Source organism: Cyclobacterium sp. 1_MG-2023, assembly GCF_030546805.1.
GTDB lineage: Bacteria > Bacteroidota > Bacteroidia > Cytophagales > Cyclobacteriaceae > Cyclobacterium.
Window position 1 is genome coordinate 135,058 of the sequence record NZ_JAUOPC010000010.1, and the last position, 23,994, is coordinate 159,051.

Below are 23,994 nucleotides of genomic sequence, written 5' to 3' on the forward strand. Positions count from 1 at the left end.
TTAATTGACATCTTGATATATGGGTAGGGTAAAGGTAAATGTAGAGCCTTTTCCTACCTCTGATGAAACCCAAATTTCTCCTCCCAACATATCTGTTATTTTTTTGACAATTGCCAAGCCCATTCCTGTTCCTTTACCAGAGGTTTTTTTGTGTAGTCTTTGGAAAAGTATAAATATTTTATCAAAATACTCTGCTTCTATACCAACCCCATTGTCTGTAAGCTCAAATAGATAATCCTTTTCCCTTTCGGTCATTGAAAATTGAATTTTTGGTGGTCGGCCGGGGTCCGAATATTTCAAAGCATTTGCGATAAGGTTTTGTAACAAAACAGAAAAAAAGCTAGGGTAACCAAAAAATGGCTTTAAGTTTTCAGTGGTAATTTCTGCCTTCTTGGTTTGAATTTCATTTTGAAAAGTAAGTTGTAGGTCTTCAAGAATTTTTTTTGGATTAAGGAGAACCGGATCATCAGTAATTTTATTGATCCTAGAATATTCCGATAAGTCCAAAATAAGCATTCGCATTCGGTTGGCTCCATCTACGGCATAGGATATATAAGTATTTGCCTTTTCATCCAATTTTCCATAATATTTTATTTTAAGCAGTTCTAAAAAGCCGGAAATCATTCGCAAAGGTTCTTGCAAGTCATGAGATATAACATAAGTAAAGTGCTCCAACTCTTTGTTTTTAGATTCTACTTCTTCAAGGGATTGTTCCAGTTTTACAGTACCTTTTTTCAATTGTTCTTGAAGTGTAACTTGTTCTCTTAAGCTATTTTCTAGTCTTGAGAATAGTTTGGGGATAAGAAATGAAAACATGGCACTTAAGAAAATAAGATTTGAAGATACAGTTATCCAATGAACCAAATCCAAATTCGGAAGCTTTGGAAGATTGGAAATTAGTTTAAAGTGTATCAACAAACTAAATATAATGCAAGTGGCAAGGTTAAAGTAAAAACTAATATAAGCCTGGTTGTTCGGTAAGAATAAAATCATGAGAATGGAGACAGCCAGAAGGTACATTAATCCGGGGCCATAATTGCCAATAAAAAAAATAAGGACAACACCTATACCATAAAAAACCATAAAAATCGCCCATTTACGAATTACAAGGGGGATTCTTGGTACCAAGGCTACTATTACTGAGACGATAAATGCAATCGAATCGAAAATAAAGAGAGGAATAAATTGATTAATGTAGGACATGATTAGTCCCGGAATTAGGCCTATGAGGCAAAAAGGAAGTAAGAAAGCGATTCCAGAAACAAAGAGTCTATCCCTCCAATGATCGAGGGGATCAGCATTTTGTTCGGTAGCTAAACAAATATTTTTAATAAATAATAAATACCTATTCCACATGAAGATTAATAGCTGTTTAATAAAAAAATCCCTAGAGACAGGGCCTGTCTGTTCACTATTGCCATAAATAATTGGCTTTAAAATATACTTTTAGGAACGGTTAATAAAATAGCGAATAAATATTTCCTTAAGCAAGAGTCTACTTAAATTTATTAATCATTTATAAAAATGGATCAAAATTTGCTTCTCCAAGCCTGTGCTTTCGTATAATGGTCGTTTAATTGTTACAAATAAATTTAATTCAGTAAATTTTATATTTTGAAGAGTAAAATTGGAAGAAATTCTTTACTTATTGCCATATCAGGCTTTCTACTATTAGAACTTGGGATTTATTTTGACTTTCTAAAGGGCGACATTTGGCGGATATTGGCCACCGGATTTGAGGCCGGTACAATAGGGGGGCTGGCAGATTGGTTTGCCGTAAGTGCACTTTTTTATGAAATACCCATTCCTTATGTAAGAAAGCATACCAATATTATAGTTAAGAACAGATCAAAATTGACGGAAGGCATTGTAGATTTAGTAACCACTCAGTGGTTGTCACCGGAGGTGTTAAGGGAAAGACTAACCAAACTAAAAATCTCAGATGGGGTATTGCAAGCCTTAGAATCTGATGGCAGCCGAAAAAAATTACTTGATTTTTTTAGCAATGTATTTATAAGGTTATCCGGTGAATTGGATAATCCTAAACTTGTGGTACTCATTCAAAAATTATTAAAAGATAGGCTACAAAGTACCGACATAGCCAAACCGCTTGGGGTCTGGTTAAATGAAGTGATGGTAAAAGGCAAACACCATGAATTTATGGCTGTAGCCTTGGATCAATTTGCGCTTTCTATCCAAGAACCGGATACAAGAGCTTTGATTTTAGGTAAATTAAAAGATGCCCTGCTTTCTTATGCAAATAGGGATTGGGTCAAAAAATCTGCTGTTTGGATAGGGAAGAAAACCGGAGGAATTGACCCTGACCTTATGATAGACAGGATAATGGATTTGGTCTTGGCACTATTAGAGGAAGTGAAAAACGACAAGGACCACCCCATAAGGAAAAAATTAGAAGGCTATGTTTTGGAATTTTCAGCCAATCTGGAAAATGAAGATGAGAAAACTTTGGCTTATGTGGAAAAATTAAAGCGGAACTGGGTTTTAAATGAACAAACCAAAGGCATGATACAAAAGCTATTGTCCCAAATACAAGAAAGTATTCAAGAACAATTTTCGACTGAAAACACTCCTGTTAAACAGTTAATTGACAGGCAATTGAAACGATTTTTAAACGAGCTGCGCGAGGATGTTCAAAGTAAAAGTCAAATAGACATTTGGATGAGGTCAACCATCACTCAATTGGTAACGAAATACCATCCTGAATTGGGGGAAATGGTGAGAAGCAGTTTGGCAAAACTCGATGATGAAGGGATAATGCTACAGATAAAAAATAAGGTAGGAAATGATTTGCAATACATCCGGCTAAATGGGGCCGTAGTTGGTGGAATGGTAGGGATTTTTATTGCATTGCTAAGGTGGCTTATTCACTAATATTGGATTATTAGTCTATCACTTTTTAGTACTAAATTTTTTTAATATTCTGAATGAATATTGGTTATGGTTTTAATAAAGCATAAAAAACCTTATTTTTATTTAAAATTGTTTTCCATAATCAATTTTATCATGAACCAGAAATCTTCAAAAATTTTGAGCTTAGCTCCTGAATATATTTTGGAAGAAATGGAGGCGCTCAATACAGTGTTGGACAAGGGACTTCCTTTTAAGAAATTGGATCATAATATTTTAATAGCCACTTGGAATATTCGTGCTTTTGGTGGGTTGACTGAAAAGTGGGAAGCCGAAGATTCTGACTCACCTAAAAGAGATCTTCATTCCATAATGGCGATCGCGCAAATTATTTCAAGATTTGATATCATAGCTGTACAGGAACTAAAAGGAGATTTGAAGGCTTTTCGGCATATGCTTAAGCTGTTAGGAAATCACTGGAGTTTTATATTAACAGATGTTTCAGGTGGAGACGTGGGTAATGATGAAAGGATTGGATTTTTATTTGATACCCGAAAAGTTAAATTATCCGGTTTGGCATGTGAGCTTGTAGTGCCTGAGCAAAAAGATGAGAAAATAAAAGAAGGGGCTTTCAATCGACAATTTGCCCGGACGCCTTACGCGGTAGGCTTTAAAGTAGAAGATAAAACTTTTATTCTTGTTAGTGCTCATGTTTTGTACGGTAAAAAAGCCTCGGACAGGGAAGGGGAGCTGACTGCAATCGCTGAATGGTTACGGGACTGGGCTTCTAATATGCGCTCATTTGATCAAAGCCTAATACTTTTAGGAGATTTTAATATAGATAGAATGGGAGACCCTCGTTACGAAGCATTTGTTTCAACTGGTTTATCTGTGCCGGAAGATTTATGGGATGTGCGCAGAACATTAATAGACAATCAAACAAAATTTTACTCCCAGATTGCCTGGTTTGAAAATCAATTTAAAATCCCTCAACTTTCTATTCGATACCTAAATGGCGGTGTTTTTGATTTTGGACCCCACATTAAGAAAAATAAAGGATTGACTCCTTTTCAATTGTCTTGGAGAATTTCAGACCATCTTCCGCTTTGGGCAGAGTTCTCTACTCGAGTTAAATAATTGAGTTAGATTCGATATATTTAAAGTTAGAAAAATAAATGCTTATGATTTTAAGGTGTCTTGCGATTTGTCTATTAATATTCTTTGTCAGTTGCGACAATAAAGAAGAAAAAGTTCATGTACAGAAAGCATTGACAATCAATGAAATTCAATTAATTGGTACCCATAATAGTTATAAAAAAGCAATTCCTGGGCCATTGTTAAACAAGATAAAAGGAGAAAATCCGGAAATGGCAGAAAGTCTGGACTATAGTCATCCCAATCTTTGGAAACAGCTTGAGGCCGGACTAAGATTATTTGAACTAGATATTTATCATGATCCTGAAGGAGGGAAGTTTAGCAATCCATTGGGGAAAGAAATGGTTGATTCATTGCAATGGGACAATGGTTTTGATAAACCGGGTTTTAAGGTGTTTCACGTTCAAGATATAGATTTTCTGAGTCATCATGCTTTATTTAGGGAGTACCTGAAAGACCTTAAGGCTTGGTCTTCCTTTCACCCCCATCATTTACCAATCTTTATAAGTATCAATGCAAAAGATGAAAACTATCCTGATTTGGGGTTTACCGAGGCAATACCATTTGACCAAGAAGCCTTTAAATTATTGGACAAAGAAATTGTGGATTATCTGGGTACAGAAAAATTAATCACCCCTCGAAGTATTCAAGGAGACTTTAAAGATCTAAAAACCGCGGTGTTGGAATCCGGTTGGCCTGAATTGGATGAAGCCAGAGGGAAGTTTATTTTTATTCTGGATGAGGGAGAAGAAAAGATTGGAAAGTATCTTGCCAAGGGGGAAGGCCTCATTTTTGTAAACGTTCCGGAAGAACATCCTATGTCTGCCATACATATCATCAACGATCCAATCAATCATCATGATCAAATATCGGAATATGTCAATAAAGGATACATAGTAAGAACAAGGGCAGATGCAGGAACGAAAGAAGCCAGATTAAATGATACAAAGAGAAGTGAAATGGCATTTTCAAGTGGTGCACAATTGATAAGCACTGATTATTATCAAGCAGATGCCAGGTGGGAGGGAGAATACAAAGTTCAGTTTGATGAAGCAGCTTACGCAAGGATTAATCCGCTGGTTTCAAAAAATAAAACCTCACATCAAAATCTATCCGAAGAAAGCACACAGGCTATCAATATTGCCCCTCAGTCTTTTTTATTGGCAGAAAAGGAGTTGGGTGCAGTAATATTGGATGTACGCACCAAAGAAGAAGTGGCCCAAGGTTTGATTCCAGGAGCAGTGAATATGGATATTCTTCAAGAAGATTTTGTTGACAAGATTGCTTCACTAGATAAAAATCAGAAAGTGCTGGTGTATTGTAAAGTAGGGGGGCGGAGTAAGAAGGCCGCTGACTTATTGATAGAAAAAGGATTTAGTCAAGTATTCAATTTAGAAGGAGGTTATGATCATTGGAAAATGAATGGCTACCCTATAAATAAATAATTGCATTTTTTTAATATATTATTTAATCACTTTTGCAGAGCTATATGAAACTGAAAATTGTTCAAGAAGATCCCTGGTTAGAGGATTACAAAGAAGAAATTTACCAAAGATGGGTGAGGTTTCAAAGAGCATATGATGAAATTAAAACTCCAAATAAAGGCTTAAAGGAATTTGCTTCGGGTCATGAGTACTTTGGGATCAATTTTGACAAGTCTAAGCAAGCATGGATTTATAGGGAATGGGCTCCGGAAGCCAAAGCTTTATTTTTAATTGGTGATTTTAACAATTGGAATAGAAATAGCCATCCCCTTAAAATGGATGAATGGGGTGTCTGGGAAATTGAATTGCCTTATGATACATACAAAGACAAACTTGTTCATGAAAGTTTGGTAAAAGTACATGTCATTTCAGATAAGGGAGGCTTAGACCGTATTCCTTCTTATATCAGAAGGGTGGTTCAAGATGAAACAAGTAAAGATTTTTCGGGCCAAATATGGTCACCGGATAAGCCTTTCGATTGGACGGATACGGATTTTATTCCTGTTTACAGCAAAGAAGGCTTGTTGATTTATGAGTGTCATGTAGGTATGGGGCTTGAAGAAGAAGCCGTTGGTACTTATGTGGATTTTGCGGATAAAATATTACCAAAAATCAAAGCCTTGGGATACAATGCCATACAATTAATGGCAGTAATGGAACATCCCTATTACGGTTCTTTTGGCTATCATGTTTCTAGTTTTTTCTGTCCTTCTAGTAGATTTGGAACCCCTGAAGATTTAAAGTACCTCGTCAATAAGGCCCATCAATTAGGGCTGGCGGTGATCATGGATGTAGTGCATTCTCATGCCGTACAAAATGTATCTGAAGGCTTGAATGCTTTCGATGGATCGGACCACCAGTATTTTCATTCCGGTCCAAGAGGATACCATGAGGTATGGGACTCTAAATTGTTTGATTATGGAAAATGGGAAGTCAAACGATTTTTACTTTCTAACTTAAAATATTGGTTGGAGGAATTCCATTTTGATGGTTTTCGGTTCGATGGGGTTACTTCTATGCTTTATTTTCATCATGGGTTGACCACATTTGACCATTTTGAGAAGTATTTTTTGAAGGATGTAGATTGGGATGCTATTACTTATTTGCAATTGGCAAATAGCCTTATAAAGGAGGTGAAACCTTCAGCCATTTCCATTGCAGAAGATGTAAGTGGTATGCCTGGACTATGTAGGTTGCCTGCTGAAGGTGGCGTAGGATTTGATTATAGGCTAGCCATGGGGGTACCTGATTTTTACATTAAAATGCTCAAAGAGAAGAAAGACGAAGAATGGGATATCCTTGAGTTTTGGAAAGAGCTAAGCGATCGTAGGTATAAAGAAAAAACAATTGCCTATGCAGAATCCCATGATCAAGCTCTGGTAGGGGATAAATCCATCGCTTTCTGGCTGATGGATAAGGAAATGTATTTTCATATGCAAGTGGAGGATGAGAATATTGTTATTGATAGGGGAATAGCTTTACATAAATTGCTAAGGCTTTTCACAATAGGCCTTGGAGGAGAGGGGTACCTAAATTTTATGGGCAATGAATTTGGCCATCCTGAATGGGTAGATTTTCCAAGAGAAGGGAACAATTGGAGCTATAAGTATGCGCGAAGACAGTGGAGCTTGGCAGAAGACAAGGACCTTAAATATCAATTTTTGCTTCACTGGGACAAATCCATGCTAGCCCTCATTAAGGAGCACAGGGTGCTGTGTGCACCTTTTGCCGATCAGGTGCACGCTGATCCGGCAAATAAGGTAATTGTTTTTCGGAGAGGTGACTTACTGTTTGCATTTTCTTTCAATCCATTGGTTTCCATTGCTGATTACAAATTTAAAGCACCCGAAATGGGGCAATATAGGCTTGTGCTGAATTCGGATGACAAGCAGTATGGAGGTTTTGGCCGAATAGACAATAGACTGGCTTATTTTACAGACCAAAAACAACAGTTAAGTATCTATATGACGAACAGAACTGCATTGGTTTTTGAAAAATTCGATTAAGCTTTAATCCAATTAATATTTGGCAAGCAGTTATATTATGAGGAAATCAGTTAATAATTATTGGTCTTGCACCTTTTTTGATTAATATTACCTTTGAATATTTAATACGACGCTATGGCAGTAAATATCGTGATCGCTGGTGCAGGAGATATGGGGTTTCACCTGGCAGAACAGCTTTATTACGAAAGTAAGAATATTATATTAATTGATTTGGACAAAGATGTTCTGGACAATATTGGCTCCAGACTGGATGTATTGACCATAGAAGGAGATTCTGCTTCAATTGATGTTTTGAAAAAGGCAAACATTCACAATGCTGAGTTGATGTTGGCTGTTACTACCTCAGAGAAAACCAATATTTGTACGGCCGTCTTAGCCAAACAATTGGGGGCCAAAAAAGTAATTGCTAGGGTAAGAAATCATGATTATTTATACCCGGAGAATAAAGTGTATTTCGAAAATCTTGGGATAGACTCGATTATTTCTCCTTCTATGCTATGTAGCAAGGAGATATCGCGGTTGATGAAACGTTCAAGTTTTTCTGATGTGATTGAATTTGAAGATGGTAGGTTGAGTGTGGTAGGCATTACCTTGGACCGATATTCTCCATTGATCAATAGAAAACTATCTGATACACGCACCGACCCGATTTTTAAGGAAATTAGGATTATTGCCATTGTTCGTGACCAAAGAACCATTATCCCCAGAGGAGACATTTTTATAAGGAACAATGACCATGTTTTTTTTATTTCTAACAACAAATCTGTAAATACAGTTAAAGACCTTGTCCACCATAAGGAAAAGGATATTCATGATGTAATGATCATTGGAGGAGATGACTTGGCCTACTCTACAGCCAGAGAATTGGAGGATGATTATGGAGTAACTCTGATTCATAATGAGAAAGAGCGATGTAAATGGTTGGCAGAAAGGCTGGATACTGCCCTGATTATCCATGGAGATTACAAAAACATCAATCTCTTGATTGAAGAAGGTCTGGAAACCATGGACGGATTTTTGGCTTTGACAGACAGTTCAGAGACAAATATTATTACCAGTCTAAGCGCTAAAAATCACGGTGTATATAAAACCATAGCCCATGTAGATACCAGAGAATACATCCATATTTCACACAGTATAGGTGTAGATTCTCTAATAAATAAAAAGTTGGTGGCGGCAAATCACGTAAGTAGGTACCTGAAAAAGGGGCAAGTAGAAGCTGTTTCAGGGATCCAGGGAGTAGAGGCAGAGTTTGTGCAGTATGCTGTAACAAAAAACAATAAACTAACCAAGAAAAACTTGAAGGCGCTGCATTTTCCCAATACGGCTGTGGTGGCGGGTGTGATTAGAGGAGAAGAAGTTTTTATTCCTGATGGTCAATTTCAATTGCAGCTTCACGACAAAGCCATTGTTTTGGCACTACCGGAAGCCAAACCTGTACTGGAAAAATTATTTAACTAACCATGATTCATTATAAGGCCATTTTAAAAGTCATGGGAGGGTTGATGATGCTCTTGGGGGTGCTGATGTTTCCAAGTGTTGCTTTCTCTTATTATTACCAAAGTGGGGATCAAATAACTCTAATTGGATCAGCTTTAATCTGCCTGACCATTGGCGGGACTTTCTTCTTTTCATTTGCCAAACAAGATCAAAACATTCGGAAAAGGGAAGGCTATATGATTGTCGCATTAAGCTGGATCATTATGTCTGTTTTTGGAATGATGCCCTATCTTCTAAGCGGAAGCATACCCAATTATTCAGATGCCATATTTGAAACTGTCTCAGGATTTACTACTACCGGTGCCTCCATACTTACCGACATAGAACGTTTGCCTGAAGGTATACTCCTTTGGAGAAGCATGACCCAATGGATCGGAGGCTTAGGGATTATAGTGTTGACGGTCGCTATTTTCCCCTTATTAGGAATTGGGGGGATTGAGCTATTTGTGGCCGAATCACCGGGACCTACTTCCGACAAAGTACATCCAAGGATCAGGGAGACAGCCAAAAGGTTATGGTTAATTTACTTTGGCCTTACCCTTCTTCTGGTGGTAATTTATTATTTGGAAGGGATGTCTTTTTTTGATGCCATGAATCATTCTCTCACCACAATGTCCACTGGTGGGTTCTCCACGAAAAACAATAGCATGGCCTTTTTTGATAGTCCTGCCATTCAATATACGGCTGTGTTTTTTATGTTTTTAGCGGGTACCAATTTTACGTTAATCTACTTTGCCTTCAAAGGGCATTTTAGAAGGGTATGGGCCAGTGATGAGTTTAGGGCATATTTTATAAGTGTCTGCATTTTGGTCATAGGGATTTTCAGTGCAGTATATTTTTTGGCCGATGATAGCTTTGAAAAATCTTTGCGGGATGTGCTTTTTCAAGTGGTTTCTTTGATAACCACCACGGGCTATGTTACGGCCGATTATACAGGGTATACCAATGGTTTGACCATCATATTTTTTATGATGCTGTTTATGGGAGCTTGTGCCGGTTCCACTAGTGGTGGGATAAAATTTATCAGGCACCTTACTTTTGTAAAAAACTCTACCCTTGAGTTCAAGCGTATCGTGCACCCCAGGGCAGTAGTGCCTTTAAAAATAAATGGAGAAAGAGTAACAGGTAAAGTCATTACGCATATAATGAATTTTCTCTTATTGTACCTGATGATCTTTGTTTTAGGTTCTATCGTGATGTCCATCGCTGGTTACGATTTGATTACTTCTTTTGGAGCGGTAGCCACTTCAATGGGAAATGTGGGGCCGGGCATTGGGCGGGTAGGTCCTATAGACAATTTTGCATTCTTTTCTCCATTTGCAAAATTGTTTCTTAGCTTTTTGATGTTGTTGGGAAGATTGGAACTCTTTACTATATTGGTATTATTCACTCCATATTTTTGGAGAGCCAACTAACTAAACGAACGCAACCATGGAACCAGCAGTTATATCCGTTTTCACTTCAAAAGAATTGGGTTTCAAAGGAAATCCGGCCGCAGTTTTTCTTTGTGATAAAATGTTGAATACTGAAGAAATGCAGCAGAAAGCAACCGTTATTGGGCTTCCAGCTACTTCATTTGTGAATATTGATGAAGAAGGTAGATGCAATGTGAGGTGGTTTGCGCCGGATGCTGAAATTAATCTGTGTGGTCATGGGGCTGCTGCTGCAGGAATATTTCTTTCAGATCATTTAAACAAAAAGGATATCATGCTCTGTTACGATGGAGGGGAAATCATTGTCACGGTTGAAGAAGATATTTTCCATATGAGTCTTGAAGCCATTCCCATTATCAGGGAGCTTCCTGAGTGTCCGGAGTCGATTAGGGAAGGATTGGATATACCGGTTTTAGGTATTTATGAAACAGCCAATAAACACCTGATCCTTACGGATTCAGCTAATGCTGTCAAACAAATGAACCCGGACTTTGACAGGTTAAGAGAATCTGAAATATTTGGTTATGCTGTTACTGCTCCAGGAGATAAGGTTGATTTCGTAAGCAGAACCCTAGTTCCCCATGTCAATCAGCTGGAAGATTACGCCACCGGATCTTCCCATGCTATGCTTGTGCCCTTTTGGGCTGAAAGACTAAAAAAGAATGAGCTGGTGGCGGATCAATTAAGCGAAAGAGGAGGGCGGTTTTATACCAAAATCAATGGTAAAGAAGTGACCTTGTCGGGACAGTTTGAAAGGTTGTCCTAGCACGCATAGTAGGCGACATATGGTGGATTGGATTAATGATAGAATTAAAAGATGCTTTTGTTAATATAAGGTTTTTTAAAACAGATCTAAGCATGGTTGTTAAACCATCGGCTCCTTTATTCCATGACAGTCTGTCAAGACTTGTAAGTGGGGTTTCATTATTTCAATATTCCATATCAATATTTAAACGAATTCATTCATTATGATTTTTTCAGTATAAATTTCTTCCCTTGGTATAATTATTGCTTTTTTATTTTGCTAAGTTTTGGAATTTCTAATATTGACGAAATAAATATATACAATGGAATATCGCAAAATTCTCATTAAATACGGTGGGAATGCAATGGTCAGTGAAGAGTTGAAACATGACATTGCTAATAAAATTAAAGTACTGCAAAGTCATGGCATTCAGGTAGTACTCGTTCACGGAGGAGGGCCATTTATTAATAAATCCTTGGCAGCTGCGGGAATAAAATCGGAATTTTTTGATGGGCACAGACACACAAGTTTAGCGGCCATGTTTTGCATAGAAAAGACCTTAAAAGGTGAAGTAAACAGTTCCCTTGTCAATTTATTAAACAAGCAAGGACTAAAAGCTGTAGGTCTTTCAGGAAAAGATGGGAAGTTAGCCATTGCTCAGAAAAGGTGGCATATTCGAAAAGATGAGAGTGGAGAAGAGCTAAAAGTGGATCTAGGTCAGGTAGGAGATATAGTTAGGGTTAATCCATTGTTAATCGAATCCTTGTTGGACAATGCCTTTACCCCTGTAATCACTTGCATAGCCTCGGACGAAGAAGGAAATGATTACAATATAAATGGAGATGTTTTTGCGGGTAAAATTGCAGCTGCTATCCAAGCAGATGCTTATATAGTATTGACAGATGTGGATGGACTGTACAAGGAATATCCTAATCCGGACTCAATTATTAGGGAAATAGATACCACTACAATTCCTGAATTTTATGGCAAAGCCATATCCGGTGGTATGATTCCAAAGATTGAATCCTGCGTCAACGCCGTTAAATCAGGCGTTAAAAAAGCAGTAATTTTAAATGGTACCCGTCCTGAACAAATTTCAGATTATCTTATCAAACAAATTTCAAAAGGAACAACAATTAAACTTTAAGCATGCATATTTCGAACGAGTATTTGTACGAAGAAGACAAGAAAAATTATTTACCCACTTTTAAACGCTTCCCCTTGGCATTCATTAAAGGGAAAGGAAGTAGGCTTTGGGATGCTGACGGAAAAGAATACATTGATATGCTGGCCGGAATTGCTGTGAATAACTTAGGGCACTGTCACCCTAAAGTAGTTGAGGCTGTCCAAGATCAGGCAGCTGAATTGATGCATATCTCCAATTTTTTTGTGAGCCCTCCTCAAGTCGCTGTCAGTAAATTACTGGTTGATTTGACCGGATTAAAACACGTATTCCTTACCAATAGTGGAGCGGAATCGGTTGAAGGAGCAATTAAAATTGCTAGAAAATATGCCAGCAAGCACAATAAAGGGGGAGAAATAATTTCCATGAAAAATTCTTTTCATGGACGTACACTTGCTACCATAGCTACAGGTCAGGAGAAATACCAGCAGGGTTTTGCTCCAATACCGGCAGGTTTTTCTCAAGTTGCATTCAATGATGTAAATGCATTGAAAGCAGCCATAAACGAAAAAACTGCTGCAGTAATTTTAGAACCTATTCAAGGAGAGGGAGGAATAATTCCTGCAGAGAAAGAATATTTGCAGCAGGTGCGTGAGTTATGTGATGAACAGAATGTATTGTTGATTTTTGATGAAATCCAGTGTGGTGTAGGGCGAACAGGTAAACTTTTCGCAAAAGAGCATTTTGGTATTCAGCCGGATATCATGACCCTGGCCAAAGGCCTAGGTGGCGGAGTGCCTATTGGTGCATTTCTTTGTAATGAAAAAGTGGGAAATGCAATAGATTTTGGAGACCATGGAACCACCTTTGGAGGAAATCCTTTGGCCTCGGCAGCTGCATTGGCCACATTAAAAGCCGTACTCGAAGAAGGTTTGGTTGAAAGGTCCTTTGAAAAAGGGAATTGGATAATGAATACGATAGAATCTTGGAAAGCCAAGCACCCTATGATCAAAGAAGTGAGGGGCATGGGACTGATGATTGGTATCGTTTTAGATCGCCCGGCAGCCCCTATAGTAAAAGCACTTTTGGATGATGGAATTATAGTGAACGGAACTGCTGAATCAGTGATTCGACTTGTTCCTCCTCTAAATATTCCGGATGAAGATGTAAATACAGTTTTGGAAAAATTGGATAGATTAATTGGATCAATTGAACAAAATGAGAAAAAGTAAATATAAAGTTAGCATAGTAGGGGCATCCGGATATACGGGCTCTGAATTGGCCAGGATTTTAATTCATCACCCTGAAGTGGATATCGTAAGTATAACTTCCGAAAGCCATAAAGGGAAACGCTTTTCAGATATGCATGGTCAATTTACGGGGATAATTGATTTTGAATTGATTGGAGCGGATGATGTAAATGTGGCTGAGGTAGATGTAGTATTTCTCGCCCTTCCGCATGGCGTATCCATGGAATTTGTAAAACGTTGGATAGATGAAGGGGTGAAAATTATCGATTTGTCCGGAGATTTTAGATTGTCAAGCCCGGAAGTGTATGAAGATTGGTATAAAAAAGACCATACATTTCACAAAGGATTTGACAAAGCTGTTTATGGAATGCCTGAATTGCATTTTGAAGACATAAGTGAGGCTAGCTTAATAGCCAACCCTGGCTGTTATCCCACCGCTTCCGTTTTAAGCCTTGCACCCTTATTTGAAGCCGGCATTGGAAATACCGCGGGAGCGATAATTGATGCCAAATCAGGAATCACGGGCGCTGGGGTAAAAGCCAGTAATACCACCCATTTTTCCAATGTAAATGACAATTTTAAAGCCTATGGAATAGGGACACATAGGCACACCGTAGAAATTCAGGAACAGCTTTCGTTTTTACTGAAAAAATCAGTTATTTTACAGTTTACACCCCATCTATTACCGGTAGATAGAGGTATTTTGGCTACTTCTTATATATGCATTGATACAGAGATGGACCAAGAAAAGTTGACCGATCTTTACAGGGATTTTTATAGGAATAAACCCTTTGTAAGGTTGAGAAATCAAGCGCCTTCGATAAAGGAAGTAAGGGGAAGTAACTATGCAGATGTATATCCATTTTGGGACCAAAGAACCGGAAAAGCGATCGTGATAACTGCAATAGATAACTTGGTCAAAGGTGCTGCTGGTCAAGCTGTTCATAATATGAACATTATGTTGGGATTGAACGAATCCATTGGTCTTCTACAGGTGCCAATGCAACCATAAATAAAAAAATCTAATGATTAAGAATATAACAAGTGTAAAAGGAATTAAATGTTGGGGGGCTCATTCCGGAGTGAAATCCATGAGAAGGGACTTGGCCATCATATTTTCGGAAGTACCGGCAGCAGCAGCTGCTACACTTACTCAAAATAAAGTTCAGGCGGAACCTATCAAGGTTACCCAACGAAATCTTTCCAATAATAGGGCTCAAGTGATCGTTTGCAACGCAGGAAATGCCAATGCTTGTACAGGGGAGCAGGGGAGAAAAGGGGCAGAAGCCATGGCAGATACAGTTGCTGCTGCCCTGAAAATTTCCCCGGAAGATGTGATTGTAGCTTCTACCGGTTTAATTGGAGAGCCTTTCCCTACAGAAGATGTGGTGGAAGGCATCAAAACCACGGTACCAAAATTATCCAATGATGCCAAAGCAGGTTCCTTTTTAGCCAATGCAATCCTAACGACAGATACTTTTGCTAAAGAAGGTTTTGTAGATTTTGAATGGGAAGGAAAAACCATCGCTATTGGAGGTGTGGCCAAAGGTTCAGGTATGATCCACCCGAACATGGCAACCATGCTTTCATTCTTGGCTACAGATATAGCCATTGATGAGAAGTTGCTGCAAAAAACACTTAAATATTGTGTAGACAGGTCGTTTAATATGATCACTGTAGATGGAGATACTTCTACCAATGATATGGTGGCTATTTTGGCCAATGGAATGGCCGGAAATGAAAAAATTACCAGCGAAGAGGATCCGCTATACCTTAAATTTAAAGAGAAACTCAAAGAACTTTTGACCCACTTGGCCAAGCTAATTGTTTCTGACGGCGAAGGTGCATCAAAATTTATTGAGTATAAAGTGACAAAAGCTATCTCCGAAAATGTAGCCATGAAGCTGATTAGGGCCATTTCCGACTCAACCTTGGTGAAGACAGCCATGTTTGGTCGTGATCCCAACTGGGGTAGGATTATTGCAGCCTGTGGAAATGCAGGAATCAGCTTTAATTACAAAAAAGCCAATTTGTACCTTGGAGATGCAGACAGCCAGGTTCAGGTGCTTCTAAAAGGTGCTCCGACAAAATTCGATAAAAATTATATGAAAAAACTACTTAGAGAATCTCATATAATCGTTCATTTAGAACTAAATACCGGAAAGCAAGAAGCTACAGGCTGGGGATCAGACCTTACCACTGATTATGTGATGTTCAATTCAGTATATACGACTTAATCAAAAAATGTGCTAAGGAAAGGTTTGCTGTTATCTTTCAAAATATTTTACTTGTAAAATTAATGGTCGAAAATATAATACAATAGCAAAGATTTAATAAAAAAAATGCCTCTAATTGATGTTTAGAGGCATTTTTTTTTTAATCTAGATGGACAGTACTTAATAAAAAATAAGCAACTAGTTTATTCCTCCTAAGACATAAGCTACTCTGGCTCCCAAGAAAGCCAATTGGAAAGGAGAGCCCCCAGATTGCTGATACCTAAGGCTCAATTCTAACTGATTAAATACGTAGCCTATTTCTGCGGAAAAAGCAAATTCAAGGTCTTTTGAGGAGGTTTTGCCCAGTTGGTTTTTGCTACTGTTGATCAACAATGCTGCACCAATTTGGGGTTCAAAAAAGAAAGATTCCCTATACACTCTGTATCCAATAAATACCGGAATTTGGTGTAAGCTTATGCTCTCGCCTTTTGGAAGAATATTATTTGAATTTAAGGGGAAATACAAATAATGGCCTGAAACTGAAAATTGCGCGTTCATTGACATGCCTAATAAACCTTTAACGGAAGGCCCAAAACCAGCAGGGAATTGGGATTGATAATATTCATTGAGCACACCTCCTGCATCAAAGCCAATATTAATTTGGTTGGCACCTATTTGAGCCATGGAAGCAAGGTTGATTCCGGTCAATAAAATTATGGTTACTACTAGTTTTTTCATGATTTGCAATAACAAGTGTAATTAATAACGGAGTAATCTAAGTTAGTAAATTTTTATTGTTCATTCCTTAGTTTCAAAATGAAATAATTAGGCACTCCTTGCTAAGGAGGGGAAGAAAAGTGTAAGGATTAATATTAATTTTGCTTTTTTAACAAAAATAAATAGGAAATGATATAATCTTATCAACATTTTTTTAAATTATGGGGATAATTTAATTATAAACCCAAAATTATGAATGGCCGTTTTCTATTGGTATTATTATGCTTTTTGTTGTCCACGATTTCCTGTCAGAATCCTAGAGGAAATAAAGTAAAATCAGAAACTTCTTGGGTGGTACCTGATTCAATAGCATTGCCTCAACAGCCTGAAGTAGATGAAAATAGCATAGAAAAAGGGGGGGATTTATTTCAAATTTATTGCTCTACATGCCATGGAGCAGGAGGAAGGGGAGACGGAGCGGCCGGGCAAGCAATGGGCGCTCAGCCTGCAGATTTGACTTCAGAAATAGTACAAGCTCAATCGGCTGGAGAGATTTTCTATAAAATAGCAGAAGGAAAAGGAGTCATGCCTTCATTTAGGGACTTGTTGATAGAAGAAGAGCGATGGGCTTTGGTAAACTTTATTCAGCAACTTAATGAAATGGAGCCTATTGAAGCGAATACAATTAACCCGGAACCCCTTGTGCCGGATTTGGAAATCGAACATTTTACTAAGGTAGTCCCCAGGGTGGTGAGAATATGGGAAGGGCCAGATGAATACCTCTGGTATGCCACTATTGGAGGAGATGTTTATAGGTTGCCTATGGATGATCCACATCAATTGGAAAAAATGCTTGAATTGTCAGATCATGGAATCAGTAGGCTTCAAGGAGCCACCATGCACAATGGAAAACTGTTTTTATCCGGCAATGTTAGGGTCAACGAGGACAAAGGAACTTTGGGAAGAATGGTTCGGGTAAACTGGGATAAATCAGGCTTTGCCCAAGTGACGGTGATGTTCACAACTGCAGAATATGGTACTACGAATACTCCTTTCGACCATGGTTGGTCTGCTTTACAGGTAAGTGATGATGGGAAAAGTATATTTGTGGTAAGTGGCAGTCGAACTGATCATGGAGAAGTTCAAGATAATTTAGGTGCTTACCCGGATTCACGTGATGTGGCCCTTACTTCTAAGATTTTCCGTATTCCCATTGAAGCGGAGAACCTTTTACTTCCGGATGATCTGAAATTCCTGAAAGAAAAAGGTTACTTGTATGCAGAAGGACTTAGAAATGCCTATGACCTAACATTAGATCCTGAAGGAAGACTCCTTGCTGTCGTTAACTCCGGTGATTATGATCAAAATGAGGACATGTTTTGGGTTCGAGAAGGTTTTCACTATGGCTACCCTTGGGTTATGGGAGGACTGGAAACACCACAGCAGTATTCTGATTGGTTTCCTGATCCATCCAAAGATCCATTCTTAAATGAAGGAGCCGCAGCCTGGCCGGATGACTTTTACAATGATCCTCAGTTTCCAAAAAAACCTGAAGGCATTAAATTTGGAAAGAGTATAGTGAATTATGGTCCGGATGCTGATAAATTCAGAAATAAATTCACCGGTGAAATTCAGGATGCATCAGATTTAGGTGTGGGGATGACAACATTTACGCCGCACTCTTCTCCACTGGGTCTAGTATCTGATAATGCGCATGTGCTTCCGGGTAGATATCAGGGCAAGTCATTGACCCTAAGGTTTACCAATGGTGAAAAGTCAGCACTTATGCAACCATTTACTTCTCAAGGGGAGGATCTGTTGTTGCTAGATTTACAGTTTTCTGAACGAGAGGAGAATTATAAATTGTATACGTACAGAATAGCAACCGGTTTTTCTCAACCTGTAGACGCTGTTTTGGTGGGTGAAAATTTATATGTAATTGAATATGGAGGAAGGAAATTAGGAGGTAATATTTGGAAAATAACCTTTAAGGATGATTAGTAAAAATTTTTTATAATTCCACCAATGTTCCCTACTGAATAGGAATTTCAAAGTCTATTTTTTTAAATGAAAAAGTGATTAATGCTTTTTTTACATAGAGATTCAATTTGAATCTCTAATTATTCATGTATTGAACTAATCTTGGTATCCTTTATATGTTTTTTTATTTATCTCTCAGTAGGTCTGCATAAAAATTAAGATTACTGACTTGATGTTAAACATTTGGTTTTACAATGAAACCCAAATATCCTATCGAAATTTATTATTCTTAAACCAGCAGTCGTTGTGAAATTACGATGATTTGTTAATTATAGGTTGAAAATAAATGCTAGAAAAAAATAAATGTTGAAAAAACGCTTTTATAAGGGTTTTATTGAACTCAAAGGAATAAATTATGCTTCATACTACAACTTTAATAGTTATCTCAATTATTTTAGTTAAACATAGTAGTTAAAAAAAAATATAAAAAAGTAGCGAATACTTTTGTAAAATAATATTTATAGGTATATTTGTAATACCAAATCGAAAGAAATGGTAATTGTAATACCCCGGAGAGGGGATTGGAGATGAGAAATCATCGCAGGTTCAAATCCTGCTATTGCAACTTTGGTTATTTTGGGTTTATTGTTAATTGACTTAAGCTATGAAAAAATTTTCATAGCTTATTTTTATGACCTATATGACTATATGGTTAGTTTGTGTTCGTTTGAGCTAAGCTCCTTAAACAAAAAAATAGCGCTTCCTTTTAAAGGAAGCGCTATTTTTTTTGTTTAAAAGTTGGAGGTTGTTAATAACCCAAAATTTTCATCATGTCATTGCTTTCCTGTTCCGGTGCAAATAGTTGATGATGAATTTTGCCCTCAGCATCTCTATCAATAATTACATGCTTGGGTGCGGGAATAAGACAATGTTGTATCCCACCGTATCCACCCAGAGATTCTTGGTAAGCTCCTGTATGAAAGAAGCCTATGTATTGTTGGTTGTTCTTTTCCCTTTTAGGCAAGTATATATTGAATTGGTGAGATTCCGAATTGTAATAGTCCATACTATCGCAAGTCAGTCCTCCCAATGAAATATTATGGTATTCTTTGTTCCAATTATTCACCGCCAGCATAATGTATTTCTGGTTTAGCCCCCAGCTATCGGGAAGTTGGGTGATAAATGAACCGTCAATCATGTACCATAATTCTTTATCATTTTGCAGCTTTTCATCTAAAATAGAATACAATACAGCACCACTTTCTCCAACCGTATAACTTCCAAATTCAGTCAGAATGTTTGGTTCTATCGTATTGTTTTTGGCGCACATCCATTTGATATTTTTAATGATCTGGTCGGCCATGTACTGATAGTCATAATCAAAAAACACATTGGTTTTGATAGGCCAGCCTCCACCGATATCCATGGTGTCCAATTCATGAGCTACCTTTTTCAACTCTACATATTTTTGAATAAATCGTGTCAATTCAGACCAATAATATGCTGTGTCCCTGATACCTGAATTGATAAAGAAATGAAGCATTTTGAGACTTACATTGGGATTGTTTTTTATTTTTTCTTCATACAAATTGATGATATCATTGTACCTCACTCCCAATCGCGAAGTATAAAATCCAAACGTTGGCTCCTCGTCTGCAGCGATTCGAATTCCAACCTTAAAAGGAACCTTTACATGTTCCAAGTAATAATCTATCTCAGTAATATTGTCCAAAACAGGGATGCAATTGACAAACCCATCATTGAGTAACTCTGAAATGTATTGTTTGTATAGGTCTCGTTTAAACCCATTACAGACGATTAAGGTATCTTTTGTGATCTTTCCTTTTTCGTATAGGTTTCTTACCAAGGGAATATCAAAAGTGCTACTGGTCTCAATATGCACTCCGTTTTTAAGTGCCTGATCTACCACAAAACTAAAGTGAGAAGATTTGGTGCAATAACAATAAGTGTAGCTTCCTTGGTAGTCATGGTTTTTCATGGCATTACCAAAATACTTTTTAGCATTCTGAATATTTTCAGAGATTTTAGGTAGGTAAGTTAACTTTAGAGGTGTGCCATATTCTTCAATGATGTCTAGAAGGTTAACGCCATTATAATGAAGTTGATTGTCCGATACCTCAAATTCTTTTGTAGGGAAATCGAAAGTCTGCTTTATTAAGTCAATGTATTTGTTCATTCCAAGAGGGTATTCAATGCAAAGCTTATTTTAAGCCTCAAAATTGCATTAAAAAAATGTAATTCAAACCATTTATCCTTGGAAAATTTATTTTCAAAGGCGGGCTTTATTTGTAGTGGATTGCTGTGAATTAAATAATTATATATCAGTTGCTTTTAGTAAGGAGGAAAATTCAAAAGACCTTAAAGAAAAAGTTAGGTTGAATTGGTTTTAGCTATCTATTTCTTCTTAGTAAAATTAACTTTTTATTGGAAATTCAACATAGAAGGTAGCCCCTTCATTTTCCTGAGATTCAAACCAAATTTTCCCTTCATGAGCAGAGATAATTTGTTTGGAAATGGCCAAACCCATGCCAAAAGGTTTCTCACCATTTGTTCCTTCTCTTTTACTCATGGTGTCCCATTCAAATAGTTGATCTTTAATTGAATTTGGAATGCCTATCCCTTCATCCTTAATGATAATGGTTACCTTTTCATGGGTGTTTTTCATCAATATATTAATATTTTTCCCATTTGGTGTGAATTTGATTGCATTTGCAATTAGGTTAGTCAGGACTCTCCACATTTTTTCTTTATTGATCAGTGCAGAGACGGGGAAAATATCTAGGTGAATTTTTTGACGCTTTTCATGTGCTTTATGTTTTAATATCTCAACACAATATTTAAGAAGCCTGTCAATTTCCACTGATTCTTTCTTTATTTTACTTTGTTGTTTATTCGGAAGGAGCATTTCCGTAATAAGGTTCATGGAGTTATTGCAAGACGTTTTTATGTTTTCCAAAAGGTATTTGTTTTCTACTTTAATATCCGGGTCTTCTAATATTAAATTGGCGATCATCAATGTGCTACCGATTGGGTTTCTCAAATCATGAGCCACCATGTACATGATTTTGGCATTTTCTGCTTGGCTTAGCTCCAATGCATTCAAGGTGTCTTGGAGGTCACTATTTTTTTGGAGGATAAGGTCATTTGCTTTTATAGATTTTTTCAGGTTATACCAATTGACAATTAAAAATATGGTCAAAAGAATGGTGAAACCTGCTGCAGTTGCTAAGTATATATTTTTTATTTTATTGTCCTTGTTTAAAATGGAAAGTTCATATTTCTGTGCGGCATTTCTAAAAGATCCTTCTATGTCTACGAACTTTAAATTATTGTCGATTAATTGTAAGGAGTCATTCAGGTGGTGGTAAGACTTCATCACTTTTAATGCATTCCTTGTATCACCTTTTCTTTCATAATAGGCTTCCTTTACTAAATACCAGCGAAGTAAGGCATTGTAATAATTTCTGTCTTTAATTTCAGCAACCGGTAGTTCTTTGTCTAACTCGTCTAAATATTTCTTTGCTTTGGCCAATTCATAATCTTCAATATATATATCAGCCAATTTAAGCTTAGCTGTTTGCGCATCACTGTGATCATAATTTGGTTGGCTATTGATTATAATGCTGGTTTTTAAAAGACTTTTGGCCACAGGCATATTACCTAATTTGGCCATCACTCCACCTAGGTTCCCCTTTACTACTCCAATGGCAGAATTGATAAACAGTTTCTTCTCAGGATAGCGTGGTTTGATCTCTTCAAGGTAGGCCAGTGCATCTACATAATAGTAGGCGGCACTGTCATATTTTTCCATTCTTTCATAACAAAGCGCCATTGTATTTCTGTACAGTTGAGGCTCATTAATATTCTGAGTAATATTGCCATTGCCCCAACATGACCTGTTTTCTTCTATTGCCTTTTTGAAAAAAGGGATGGCTTCTTGATATTGCTTTTGGTCATATCGAAAAATCCCTAACCTGTAAGTTAAATTGCTTACATTACAATTGTCAAGATTTTCTAGGGCAAATTCCCTTCCGCTAAAAAAATTTTGAAAAGCCATGTTAAATTTATGGTTGGCCTTTAAAATATCCCCTTCCATAAATTTGGTTTGCACATACCTGTAATTATTCAGCTTTTTTCCCTTTTGTAGAACATAATACATGCTATCTAAATACCGTTCTGCTTTGATGAGATCAAACTCATACTTTAAATAATGCGTAGCGTAGAAATTATATCCTTCCCAAAGATCCAAATAAGTTTTATAAGGTGTCTGAGTAAAGATGCTGTCAAAATATTGGTAGGAATGGTTTAGTTTACCATTGTTTAATATAATGCTTGCATTTTCTAATGCTGCCGTAATTTCGGGGGATGGTTCCTCAATTTGGGTAATTGTATTATTACAAGCTGTACCAAATAGGATGCAAATAAAAAATATTATAAAATGTTGCCAATAATTCACGAGATTAAAAACAAAAGTGCTTCGTTTTTTCATATTTGCCCAAATTAATCTATTATTTTTTAAAAAGACTAATTTTTATATGGCTAAAATTTTGGCTTATTTCATGATTTTGGCTTAAAAAATTTATGAAAATGAGGCCTCCGTTTTTAATTTGCGGTTAATAATATATGAAGTACGTTTTATCTAGGATAAATAATGTCCGATAGGAATAATTCTATTTGAAATTATTTTATTCAAATCGCTTATTTTTCGCCTAGTCAGAAAATCGTAACCGGAAGCCTAAGCTTTTTGCCATTGCTTCATTTTTAGTTAGAAGGGAAAATTGATGCATTAGATTTTTTTTGTTCTTTTTTTCTAATTTTCAGTTTTTTGTTTCATTTGAATAAGTTCCAACACCTGATTTTTGAAAATGTCTAATTTTCTCTGGTACTCCTTGGGTTCGTCAATCATAGACAAATAATAGTACGCCCCTTCAATGACCACAAAAATTTTCTCCGCCAACAAATCTGTATTTTTTTGTGAAAGATTTTTATCCTTATCAAGGATAGTTTTTAAAGTGCTTCTTAACCTTAAGTGTAATTTTTTATACTCGTTCCTTATGGTTGAATCCCTGAAAATAAAGGCGTAACAACTAAAGAATACACCATCATCAAATAATAAATTCCACTCTCTAGAAAATAGTCTGTCAACCAATAAGTTGGGATCCAGGCTACTGTCCTTTTCAAATTTTAAAAGAATTGGCTTGTAGATCAATTGATATTGATGCAAAATATGATCGATAAGTCCCAAGACCAATAATCGCTTGTTTGAAAAATAATGCATGATCAGACTAGGAGGCATTCCCAGCTGTTTACCAATCTTTGCTATCGATACATTTTCTAAACCTTCCCGCTTACACAGTTCATAAAAACCTTCAATAATTTCCTTCTTCCGAACTGTTCGAATACTTGACTTCATATTTTAGTTTATAATAAAGATGCGAAAATAATCATTCATATTTATTAATTAGTCTAAAAATTACTAATTTTATTATAATTTAT

The 23,994-nt window shown here is 36.9% G+C and carries 17 protein-coding genes; 12 read left to right on the top strand and 5 right to left on the bottom strand.

What is annotated here, in order from left to right; all coding sequences use genetic code 11:
• A complete protein-coding gene (locus Q4534_RS16475; RefSeq protein WP_368509161.1) occupies positions 1 to 1,356 on the bottom strand; it encodes an ATP-binding protein in 1,356 nt (451 codons plus the stop codon).
• Between the two features lie 258 nt (positions 1,357 to 1,614).
• Between Q4534_RS16475 and Q4534_RS16480 the strand changes: the two genes are divergently transcribed.
• The 11 genes from Q4534_RS16480 (at position 1,615) to argJ (ending at position 15,801) form a co-directional block, all read left to right on the top strand.
• The gene (locus Q4534_RS16480; protein WP_303614245.1) at positions 1,615 to 2,892 is read left to right on the top strand and encodes a DUF445 domain-containing protein; all 1,278 of its coding nucleotides are present in this window, start codon (positions 1,615 to 1,617) and stop codon (positions 2,890 to 2,892) included.
• A 132-nt stretch (positions 2,893 to 3,024) separates the two neighbouring features.
• On the top strand, positions 3,025 to 4,005 hold the full coding sequence (locus Q4534_RS16485; RefSeq protein WP_303614246.1) for an endonuclease/exonuclease/phosphatase family protein: 981 nt from the start codon (positions 3,025 to 3,027) through the stop codon (positions 4,003 to 4,005).
• 44 nt (positions 4,006 to 4,049) lie between these two features.
• Complete coding sequence (locus Q4534_RS16490) at positions 4,050 to 5,468, top strand: Ca2+-dependent phosphoinositide-specific phospholipase C (protein WP_303614247.1); 1,419 nt, start codon at positions 4,050 to 4,052, stop codon at positions 5,466 to 5,468.
• A gap of 44 nt (positions 5,469 to 5,512) precedes the next feature.
• Complete coding sequence (locus Q4534_RS16495) at positions 5,513 to 7,513, top strand: alpha-amylase family glycosyl hydrolase (RefSeq protein WP_303614248.1); 2,001 nt, start codon at positions 5,513 to 5,515, stop codon at positions 7,511 to 7,513.
• A gap of 114 nt (positions 7,514 to 7,627) precedes the next feature.
• Positions 7,628 to 8,974 carry a Trk system potassium transporter TrkA gene (gene trkA, locus Q4534_RS16500; RefSeq protein WP_303614249.1) on the top strand — a complete coding sequence of 449 codons (1,347 nt, stop codon included), beginning with the start codon at positions 7,628 to 7,630 and terminating at the stop codon, positions 8,972 to 8,974.
• Positions 8,975 to 8,976: 2 nt separating this feature from the next.
• Positions 8,977 to 10,428, top strand: a complete 1,452-nt coding sequence (locus Q4534_RS16505; protein ID WP_303614250.1) for a TrkH family potassium uptake protein — start codon at positions 8,977 to 8,979, stop codon at positions 10,426 to 10,428.
• Between the two features lie 16 nt (positions 10,429 to 10,444).
• Complete coding sequence (locus Q4534_RS16510) at positions 10,445 to 11,212, top strand: PhzF family phenazine biosynthesis protein (RefSeq protein ID WP_303614251.1); 768 nt, start codon at positions 10,445 to 10,447, stop codon at positions 11,210 to 11,212.
• Positions 11,213 to 11,513: 301 nt separating this feature from the next.
• Positions 11,514 to 12,338 (top strand): acetylglutamate kinase, encoded by an 825-nt coding sequence (gene argB, locus Q4534_RS16515; RefSeq protein ID WP_303614252.1) that lies wholly within the window; start codon positions 11,514 to 11,516, stop codon positions 12,336 to 12,338.
• A 2-nt stretch (positions 12,339 to 12,340) separates the two neighbouring features.
• Positions 12,341 to 13,546 (top strand): acetylornithine transaminase, encoded by a 1,206-nt coding sequence (locus Q4534_RS16520; RefSeq protein WP_303614253.1) that lies wholly within the window; start codon positions 12,341 to 12,343, stop codon positions 13,544 to 13,546.
• Positions 13,533 to 14,576 carry an N-acetyl-gamma-glutamyl-phosphate reductase gene (gene argC, locus Q4534_RS16525; protein ID WP_303614254.1) on the top strand — a complete coding sequence of 348 codons (1,044 nt, stop codon included), beginning with the start codon at positions 13,533 to 13,535 and terminating at the stop codon, positions 14,574 to 14,576. The genes Q4534_RS16520 and argC overlap by 14 nt, the downstream gene beginning before the upstream one ends.
• A gap of 13 nt (positions 14,577 to 14,589) precedes the next feature.
• Positions 14,590 to 15,801 (top strand): bifunctional glutamate N-acetyltransferase/amino-acid acetyltransferase ArgJ, encoded by a 1,212-nt coding sequence (gene argJ / locus Q4534_RS16530; RefSeq protein WP_303614255.1) that lies wholly within the window; start codon positions 14,590 to 14,592, stop codon positions 15,799 to 15,801.
• A gap of 177 nt (positions 15,802 to 15,978) precedes the next feature.
• On the opposite strand, the gene Q4534_RS16535 is transcribed toward argJ, so the two are convergent.
• The gene (locus Q4534_RS16535; protein WP_303614256.1) at positions 15,979 to 16,518 is read right to left on the bottom strand and encodes a hypothetical protein; all 540 of its coding nucleotides are present in this window, start codon (positions 16,516 to 16,518) and stop codon (positions 15,979 to 15,981) included.
• A 231-nt stretch (positions 16,519 to 16,749) separates the two neighbouring features.
• Here Q4534_RS16535 and Q4534_RS16540 point away from each other — a divergent pair, with 231 nt between their 5' ends.
• A complete protein-coding gene (locus Q4534_RS16540; RefSeq protein WP_303614257.1) occupies positions 16,750 to 18,498 on the top strand; it encodes a c-type cytochrome in 1,749 nt (582 codons plus the stop codon).
• A 787-nt stretch (positions 18,499 to 19,285) separates the two neighbouring features.
• Here Q4534_RS16540 and Q4534_RS16545 read toward each other — a convergent pair.
• The 3 genes from Q4534_RS16545 to Q4534_RS16555 all read right to left on the bottom strand — a co-directional run bounded on the left by Q4534_RS16545 (position 19,286) and on the right by Q4534_RS16555 (position 23,911).
• Positions 19,286 to 20,674 (bottom strand): arginine decarboxylase, encoded by a 1,389-nt coding sequence (locus tag Q4534_RS16545; RefSeq protein WP_303614258.1) that lies wholly within the window; start codon positions 20,672 to 20,674, stop codon positions 19,286 to 19,288.
• A 237-nt stretch (positions 20,675 to 20,911) separates the two neighbouring features.
• The gene (locus Q4534_RS16550; protein ID WP_303614259.1) at positions 20,912 to 22,987 is read right to left on the bottom strand and encodes a tetratricopeptide repeat-containing sensor histidine kinase; all 2,076 of its coding nucleotides are present in this window, start codon (positions 22,985 to 22,987) and stop codon (positions 20,912 to 20,914) included.
• A gap of 321 nt (positions 22,988 to 23,308) precedes the next feature.
• Positions 23,309 to 23,911: a TetR family transcriptional regulator gene (locus Q4534_RS16555; RefSeq protein ID WP_303614260.1), complete on the bottom strand. Its 603-nt coding sequence runs from the start codon at positions 23,909 to 23,911 to the stop codon at positions 23,309 to 23,311.
• Positions 23,912 to 23,994: the final 83 nt, after the last annotated feature.

Excerpts from the sequence above, each read along its gene's own strand:
- Q4534_RS16520 (WP_303614253.1), top strand. The coding sequence starts at position 12,341 with ATGCATATTTCGAACGAGTATTTGTACGAAGAAGACAAGAAAAATTAT.
- Q4534_RS16475 (WP_368509161.1), bottom strand. The coding sequence starts at position 1,356 with ATGTGGAATAGGTATTTATTATTTATTAAAAATATTTGTTTAGCTACC.
- argC (WP_303614254.1), top strand. The coding sequence starts at position 13,533 with ATGAGAAAAAGTAAATATAAAGTTAGCATAGTAGGGGCATCCGGATAT.
- Q4534_RS16550 (WP_303614259.1), bottom strand. The coding sequence starts at position 22,987 with ATGAAAAAACGAAGCACTTTTGTTTTTAATCTCGTGAATTATTGGCAA.
- Q4534_RS16555 (WP_303614260.1), bottom strand. The coding sequence starts at position 23,911 with ATGAAGTCAAGTATTCGAACAGTTCGGAAGAAGGAAATTATTGAAGGT.
- trkA (WP_303614249.1), top strand. The coding sequence starts at position 7,628 with ATGGCAGTAAATATCGTGATCGCTGGTGCAGGAGATATGGGGTTTCAC.
- Q4534_RS16535 (WP_303614256.1), bottom strand. The coding sequence starts at position 16,518 with ATGAAAAAACTAGTAGTAACCATAATTTTATTGACCGGAATCAACCTT.
- argJ (WP_303614255.1), top strand. The coding sequence starts at position 14,590 with ATGATTAAGAATATAACAAGTGTAAAAGGAATTAAATGTTGGGGGGCT.
- Q4534_RS16505 (WP_303614250.1), top strand. The coding sequence starts at position 8,977 with ATGATTCATTATAAGGCCATTTTAAAAGTCATGGGAGGGTTGATGATG.
- Q4534_RS16510 (WP_303614251.1), top strand. The coding sequence starts at position 10,445 with ATGGAACCAGCAGTTATATCCGTTTTCACTTCAAAAGAATTGGGTTTC.
- Q4534_RS16490 (WP_303614247.1), top strand. The coding sequence starts at position 4,050 with ATGATTTTAAGGTGTCTTGCGATTTGTCTATTAATATTCTTTGTCAGT.
- Q4534_RS16545 (WP_303614258.1), bottom strand. The coding sequence starts at position 20,674 with ATGAACAAATACATTGACTTAATAAAGCAGACTTTCGATTTCCCTACA.
- Q4534_RS16495 (WP_303614248.1), top strand. The coding sequence starts at position 5,513 with ATGAAACTGAAAATTGTTCAAGAAGATCCCTGGTTAGAGGATTACAAA.
- Q4534_RS16485 (WP_303614246.1), top strand. The coding sequence starts at position 3,025 with ATGAACCAGAAATCTTCAAAAATTTTGAGCTTAGCTCCTGAATATATT.
- argB (WP_303614252.1), top strand. The coding sequence starts at position 11,514 with ATGGAATATCGCAAAATTCTCATTAAATACGGTGGGAATGCAATGGTC.
- Q4534_RS16540 (WP_303614257.1), top strand. The coding sequence starts at position 16,750 with ATGAATGGCCGTTTTCTATTGGTATTATTATGCTTTTTGTTGTCCACG.